Source organism: Herbaspirillum sp. CF444 (assembly GCF_000282135.1).
Classification (GTDB): Bacteria; Pseudomonadota; Gammaproteobacteria; order Burkholderiales; family Burkholderiaceae_D; genus Herbaspirillum.
Map to the genome: position 1 here is coordinate 1 of NZ_AKJW01000046.1, position 3,120 is coordinate 3,120.

The following is a 3,120-nucleotide window of genomic DNA, read 5'->3' on the forward strand; positions in this document are numbered from 1 at the left end:
CTGGCAGCGGCAGGCTCAGGCCGTGCCGCCCTGCAGAGTCATTCGCATTTATTTCGCGATCAGTCATCGCCTCGCGGCGACATCAAGGACAGAACGGAGATCAGCATGCCGTTGAACGTAAGCAAAAACATCAGTGTCTCGGAGCCCGCCGACGAGGTCAGCGACTGGCGCCGGCGCATCATCGTCGGTAATGATATCGGCGATGTTGATTTTCCGGATTGGTTGGTCGGTTCTTACGACACCTTGCGCACCCAAGTGATCGATCCCGCCTATCCCTGCTTTTTCGGCACACAGGCAGAGAAGCGAGGGGAGATGTTTTACTCCTACGTCGCCGGCGACGACATCTCGCTGCTGCCGCAAACCATGGCCAAGTTCGCCGAGCTGTCGGTGCAGCCGGTCTATCAGAAAAACAATATTGCGATCTTCTTTGAGCCGGATCCCGAGCCGCTCGCGCATGCGCAATATCACCAACGCTTCTGGAGCATCCTGCAGTACCTGCATGACCAGGATAGCGATCCGTCGGCCGACTACCATCCCGACCCGTCCGACCCGGCCTGGGAATTTACCTTTGCCGCGCTGGAAATGTTTGTTGTGTGCGCCTGCCCGTCGTTCCGGGCGCGCCACAGCCGCAATCTGGGGCCGGGCATGGTGCTGCTGTTTCAGCCGCGCAGCGTGTTCGTCGACAAGGTCACCAATCGCGTGATCGGCGTGCAGGCGCGCAATGAAGTGCGGCGCCGTCTGCTCAAATGGGATGACATCCCGGCGCATCCTGATCTGGGATTTTATGGCGATCCCGGCAATCTGGAGTGGAAGCAGTATTTCCTGCCCGATGAAAATTCCCCCGCGCTCGACAAGTGCCCGTTCCTGAGCCGCATGGCGCCGGCGCCGCAGCTGTCGGACATCAATCATGGTCCCGTCATCATCCCCAATTTTGCCCAGGACGCGTTCAACCAGGCCGATGCTTAGTCGTCAATAGTCGACAGGCAATAGCTAATAAGCAGATTGCGCCGCCGACAAATCTGCGCGGCCACGCCCGGCAATCCGCATCGTAGTCCGAATCAGCTGCACATCTTGAGAATCAGGAGAGTCACATAATGAGTGAGGTATTGACGCCATCGCCCGATGAACTGCTGGCGGTATCGCGTGCCTACGTCGCGCTGTCGGCAGACAAACGCAAGGCATTCCGCGCCAGAATCAAGGCCAAGGGCATCGATGCCTCACGACTTCCGATTGTGCCGTTTCCCTCACGCGGCGCGCGCCTGCCGCTGTCGCACGCGCAAGAGCGACTGTGGTTTCTGTGGCGGCTGGATCCGCACAGCGCGGCCTACAACATCGCCGGCGCCGTGCGCATCGAAGGCCGGCTGGAGGTCGCCGATGTGCGCCTGGCGCTGGAACAGATGGTGGCGCGCCACGAAAGCCTCAGCAACACCTTCATAGAAGAAGACGACGCGGTCTGGCAAATCGCCGGCCAGAAAAACGCAGCTCAGAAGGCTTACGGCTGGAGCGAGCTGGCTCCGCCGGCCGCCGGCGAGGGCATCGCGGACGTGCTGCAGGGGCTGGCGCGCCAACCCTTCGATCTGATCGCCGGTCCCTTGTTGCGGGTGACGCTGATCCGCTGCGCCGAGCAAGAACATGTGCTGCATTTTTCCATGCACCACATCATCTCGGACGGCTGGTCCATGGACGTGCTCAACAAGGAGTTCAGCGAGGCTTGCCGCGCCGCACGCAGCGGCGCGGCGGCATCCTTGTCGCCGCTGCCGATTCAGTACGGCGACTACACCTTGTGGCAACGCGACTGGGTCGATGCCGAAGCGATGGACAAGCAACTGAATTTTTGGCGAGAACGGCTAGGCAGCACGCAGGCGGTGCTTGAACTGCCGCTTTCGCGGATGCGCAGCGGCATGCGCAGCGGGGAGGGCGGACGCGAAGAAAGTTTGCTGGCGCCCGCACTGCTGGCGCAACTGCGCGCCCTCGCGCAGCAGCACGACGCCAGCCTGTTCATGCTGCTGCTGGCTGCCTACGACATTTTGCTGGCGCGCTATAGCGGTCAGCAAGATATTCGCATCGGCGTACCGGCAGCCGGGCGGGAGCGGCTTGAGACTGCGCCGCTGATTGGTTTTTTTGTCAATACGCTGGTCATCCGCAGCGAGCTCGACGGCCTGCTCACTTTCGGCCAGTTGCTCGAACACGTGCGTGAACGGGTGCTCGAGGCGCACGCGCATCAGGATCTGCCGTTCGCTCGCCTGGTGGATGCATTGCAGCCTGAGCGCAGCCTTAGTCATAGCCCCTTGTTCCAGGCCATGTTCAATTTTTCCGTGGTCAGGGACGAAGACATGGCGCTGCCCGGATTGCGGGTATCGCGGCTGCAGGGCGCGATCGAGACTTCGCGTTTCGACCTGGTGCTCAATGTGGTCGATGCTTCTACGCCGGTAGTGGCGTTCAACTATTCCAACGATGTCCTCGACGCGCCGGTGATCCGTCGCCTGCTGGGACACTATGTCGAAATACTTACCCAACTGGCAGCGCACGGCAGCATGTTGCCACTGGGCTCGCTGCACCTGAGCCAGGCGCGGGGGACAGAGCAAGAGCAGGCAAGGTCACGCGCCGATTACCCCTTCAACCCGGTCGCACAACGCATCAGCGCCCGTGCCCTGGCGCAGCCGCAAGCGCCGGCCTTGCACTGCGAAGGCCAACGGCTCAGCTACGGCCAACTCGAACAATGGGCCAGCCAGGTTGGCCGGCGTTTGCATGAAGCCGGCGTCCGGGCCGAAGAACGGGTCGGCCTGTGCGTCACCCGTTCGGTCGGCATGGTCGCCGGTTTGCTGGGCATCTTCAAATCCGGCGGCGCCTTCCTGCCGCTGGACCCGGACTATCCCGCCGATCGCCTGGCCCTGATGCTGGAAGACGCCGGCGTACGCACCGTGCTGGCCGACGCCGACACCGCCACGCAACTGGCCGACGTCCTGGCCGGGTATCAAGTGATCCGGATCGACCAGCTCGACGGCGTGTCCGACCAGCCTTTCCACATGCCGGTGCTGGCCGACCAACTGGCCTACGTCATCTATACCTCCGGCTCCACCGGCCGCCCCAAGGGCGTAGCCATCAGCCAGCGCGCCCTGA

The 3,120-nt window shown here is 62.5% G+C and carries 2 protein-coding genes; both read left to right on the plus strand.

Annotated features, from left to right (window positions below):
• Positions 1-105 precede the first annotated feature (105 nt).
• On the plus strand, positions 106-966 hold the full coding sequence (locus tag PMI16_RS09510; RefSeq protein WP_007878900.1) for a YqcI/YcgG family protein: 861 nt from the start codon (positions 106-108) through the stop codon (positions 964-966).
• Positions 967-1,094: 128 nt separating this feature from the next.
• The coding region (locus tag PMI16_RS09515; RefSeq protein ID WP_007878901.1) for a condensation domain-containing protein at positions 1,095-3,120 on the plus strand (2,026 nt) is incomplete at its 3' end.

What these genes read in the sequence shown, in the direction of transcription:
- PMI16_RS09510 (WP_007878900.1), top strand. Translation starts at nt 106, where the DNA reads ATGCCGTTGAACGTAAGCAAAAACATCAGTGTCTCGGAGCCCGCCGAC.